The sequence below is a fragment of the Allobosea sp. 01N443 genome (genome assembly GCF_056399325.1).
In genome coordinates this window covers 1-3,857 of record NZ_JBFTRC010000319.1, presented here as the reverse complement: position 1 = coordinate 3,857, position 3,857 = coordinate 1, and the positions used below count along the sequence as shown (strand labels likewise).

4 protein-coding genes are annotated in these 3,857 nt (G+C 64.7%); 1 reads left to right on the top strand and 3 read right to left on the bottom strand.

What is annotated here, in order from left to right:
• On the top strand, positions 1-732 hold a 732-nt coding region (locus tag AC1DRP_RS35545), incomplete at its 5' end, for an autotransporter outer membrane beta-barrel domain-containing protein (protein ID WP_476771013.1).
• Between the two features lie 289 nt (positions 733-1,021).
• Here AC1DRP_RS35545 and AC1DRP_RS35540 read toward each other — a convergent pair.
• The 3 genes from AC1DRP_RS35540 to AC1DRP_RS35530 form a co-directional block, all read right to left on the bottom strand.
• Positions 1,022-2,029, bottom strand: coding sequence for a DUF1254 domain-containing protein (locus AC1DRP_RS35540; RefSeq protein ID WP_476771014.1), 1,008 nt, complete (start codon positions 2,027-2,029; stop codon positions 1,022-1,024).
• A 638-nt stretch (positions 2,030-2,667) separates the two neighbouring features.
• On the bottom strand, positions 2,668-2,991 hold the full coding sequence (locus AC1DRP_RS35535) for a DUF4387 domain-containing protein (protein ID WP_476771012.1): 324 nt from the start codon (positions 2,989-2,991) through the stop codon (positions 2,668-2,670).
• 1 nt (position 2,992) lies between these two features.
• A partial coding sequence (locus AC1DRP_RS35530; protein ID WP_476771011.1) for an acyclic terpene utilization AtuA family protein occupies positions 2,993-3,857 on the bottom strand: 865 nt, incomplete at its 5' end.

The following is a 3,857-nucleotide window of genomic DNA, read 5'->3' as shown; positions in this document are numbered from 1 at the left end:
GGCGCCGAGCTCAACTCGACCTGGAGCGATGCCGGGCACTGGCGCTTCGGCATCGCCGGCGGCTATACGCGCACCGATTTCGATGTCGATGGACGCCGCTCCAGCGGAGAGCTGGGCAGCGCCCATGGCGCGCTCTATGGCGGCATGCGTTTCGGGGCGGTCTCGCTGCGGGCCGGCGCGGCCTATGCGTGGAGTGATCTCGACGTAACGCGCCGGGTGACACTGCCCGGGATCTCCGATGTGCTGCGCTTCGATGGCCGCAGCGCGACCGCCCAGGCCTTCGCCGAGATCGGCTACGCCCTGCCCTACGGGCCGGTCTCGTTCGAGCCCTTCGCGCAGATCGCAGCCGTCACGGTCCGCACCAGCCGCGACGCCGAGACAGGTGGCCCGACCGCACTGCAGGTGCTCGGCCGCGATCAGCGCCTCGGCTTCTCGACGCTCGGCCTGCGGGCCGAGATGCAGTTGGGCGCGACGCCGCTGCTGGCCCGCAGCATGCTCGGTTGGCGCCATGCCTTTGGCGACACGACGCCCGCAGCCAAGCTCGCCTTCCTCGGCGCAGCAACGCCGTTTCAGACTTACGCCGCCCCGCTTGCCCGCAACGCCCTGGTGGCCGAGGCCGGCCTCGCCTGGCGCGCAACCGCGACCACCACGCTCGGCGTCAGCTACAGCGCCGCGATCAGCGACAAGGCCCGCGATCATGCCCTCAAGGGCAGGCTCGACGTCCGGTTCTAGGGCATCGGCCCGAAAGGTGGACTGCCGTTTTCGGGAAAGCCGATGCAAAGACAAAGGGTTAGATCATCGGACTGGATACGATATCCGGTCCGATGATCTCGATGTGAGCTCTCGATAGGGTGTTCATCCGGTCCGGAGCGAGGACGCCGAGGTTGCGAAGCTTCAGTCTCCGTCCGAGGAGGACCGGAACAGCGGACGACCGCCGTCCCGGTTTCACCATGCGGCCAACGGCTTGAGCGGGTGGAAGGTTACCGCTGCTTGCCGGCCGGACGAACGGGGCTGATGCCGTCTACGATGCAGGCTGCGCCTCCGGCATCGTCCACTTGCCATTCAGGATCTCGGCCCGAGGACGGTAGAGCCGAAGCGTGTAATTCCACCCCTGCGTAATCGGCAGGCAATTCGCGATTTTTCCGTCGCAGCCGCCGAACTGGATGTCGATCGCGCCATCGGCACTCTTCTTGCCGGTGATGCTGTTGACCGAATAGGCGTCGTAATCGTTCTTCTGGAAGAAGCCCTTGTCGTTATAGACGCTGATCGACCAGAACGAGTCGACAGGGACATCCTTGACCTTGAGCTTGTAAACCGTTGTGCCGTCGTTCTTGGCCGGGGTGAACGAGGGGTACGATGCGTCCTTGTCGGGGTTGCCGCCCCAGCCGGCTGCCGTGCCGATCAGGTGCTTGACCGGATCGACCTTGCCCTTCGGGCCGAAGGCGTTGGTGAAGCTGCCGGATGCCGCCGACAGCGCTTCGAGCGCGTCACGGATCTTCTTCTRTTGAGCCAGGTCCCAGTTCGGGGCCTCGAACTTGCCAGCCGACTTCTGCTCAACCTTAAGCGCATCCTGCAGCGCGTGAACCTGCGCGAGGTCCTTGGTGTCGTTGGGGTCGACAAGGATACGGACCGCAACGAACACATAGCGGGTGCCGACCTTGTCCTTGGTCAGCGTCGTGCGGCCGGGCTTGTAGACCACCATCGGGGTGTAATGGTCTTCACTGATGACCTGCATCGAGATGAAGCGCTTCCCGGCTTCGGGAAGGGTGATGGTCACCGGGCCGGCGTCGAGGTCGAAGAGCGCCTGGGAGTAGAGCGTATCCCGGTTCATCCGGACCACGGGCTGCTTGTCGATCGGTGTCGGCGTCCTGCTATGGGCGAATTTGCCGAAGCCGCCGTCAGCGGCCGTTTTTGCCATATAGAAATCGGTCTCGGCGCGCTTGAAGTTGTCGACATTGACCGGAACCGTCTGCGCATACGCCGCGCATGGCGCGAGAACCAGGAAACTCAGGCTGTAGATCGACGTCATTCGCATGGAACGGCACCTCATTGGCGTCTCTGATTCATGTGCTCATCGGGGCATGACCGAATGGGTCCGCGTCCGTGCTGCGGCTTATCGCCAGCCCAGGGGGCGGGGGAAACCCGTGATCCGCCCCGCCAGGACTGCCTCCGCGGCATTTCGTGCATGGGCCGCCTGCCCGTCTTGCCATTTCGCGCCAATCGCGACCGGGTCTTCTTCACCAGTTGCGGCAACGCGCATCTGGTCGCGCCGATCCAGATGATGGCGCAGAAAGTTCATGGCGCCCGTTCGATCACGGCAGCAAACCCCGCGCATCCGGCGCAGGGCTCGCGCCGAGCATGGGGCGCTGATCACAGCGATCAAGGCCGGCGACCGGGTGAAGCTGGTCGAGCTCTGCCGCGCTCCTCTCGCCCCCCGCGCGCGACGCTCATATCGCCGCAGGGGAGCAGCGGTCCCGGCGTCGCCGTCAGGAAGGGCGGCGGCTGGCCCGGGGATGACGGCCCGGGCTTTCGAGGGCGGGCCAGAGCGAGATGGCGGAGACGGCGGACTCGGTCCTGTGCATGAGCGCGACCATCGCCAGGAGGCCTGGCCGTTCCAGGAAAGCATCGGCCCGAAAAGTGGATCGCGGTTTTCAAGCGCAGCGTGGTCTAACCTATTGGGACGAGCATGTTCATCAACGGAACGTGCTGCTGACAGCCATACATGTCGCCCTCGCCCGCGGAACCCTGGGCGCGCGGGCGCCTGATCGTGATCTTGATGGCGTTGGCCATGTCGATCTCGAAGAAGGATGAGATGTCCGAGGGGTCAAGACTGTAAGCTTTCGCGACCGTCTCCGGCGTTATCGCGCCGGAATTCCGGATGGTCTCGTAGTTCGCCTTCTCCCTGCACAGGATGTCGAAGGTGATGCGGTAGGGACCGGCATTCTTGCTGCGAACGATGTCGGCGATCTCGCAGAGCGGACGGGCGGCCATGTCACAAATCCTCCAGCGTGACTGGGAAAAGCTCGGTCGGCGAAGCCACCTTCATCAGGTGATAGGCGCTGAACTCGTAGACGGGGCCGACATCGAGGTCGGACGGGGAATAGGGAAAGGCGAGGTTTCCGGAGGGGTTGRTGATGCCCTCGTAGTGATGGTGCAGCATGGCTCCGCTGATCTGGTGGCAGGCGGCATGCGCAAGTTCCTGCGAAGCGGCGGTGACCTCGATCACGAGGCCGATTTCCCGCGCTGGCGAATGCTCCCGCTCCAGCTCCTTCATCACGCCGTCGCGGCCATAGACATGGAACTGCACCGAAATAAGATCGGGCGCGAAATAGTCGCGTGCCCGCTCTTCGAGCTGGTCCAGGATGCCGTCGAGCGCCGCGATCGTGGTCGGACAGCGAATACCGGCGATCGCGATCGAGCGATAGCCGGCGAGTCGCGCGCCCTCCAGCTTGACATAGTAGTCCTCGGTCTCGGTCAGCCTGGCACCGGTGACGCGCACCTGCCTATCGCCGAGCTGCTCGAAGGAGCAACCGGTGAGGTCGATCTCATGCCCCGGGCCGCCTTGCCTGAACGGGTTCTCGCGCTCGTAGAGCGAATGTGCGGAGACGGATTTGACGGAAGCCCGCCGCCTGATGCTGCCGGGCTCCAGCACGAAGCCGTCCTCGTCCACGGTGCCGAGCATCACATCCATGGCGAATGGCTCGGCAGAGAATGCGCCGCATTCAAGAATCTTGCCCATGTGGATGGCCAGGGCCGGATCGGCCCCCTTCCAGATCGGATAGGCGGCGATGACGGAGTCGTCGCAGGCGCGGCCGGCGATGATCACGTTGGCGCCTGCGTCGAGCGCCTCACAGATC

Bases quoted from the DNA above. Each gene is read 5' to 3' on its own strand.
- AC1DRP_RS35535 (WP_476771012.1), bottom strand. From the start codon at position 2,991: ATGGCCGCCCGTCCGCTCTGCGAGATCGCCGACATCGTTCGCAGCAAG.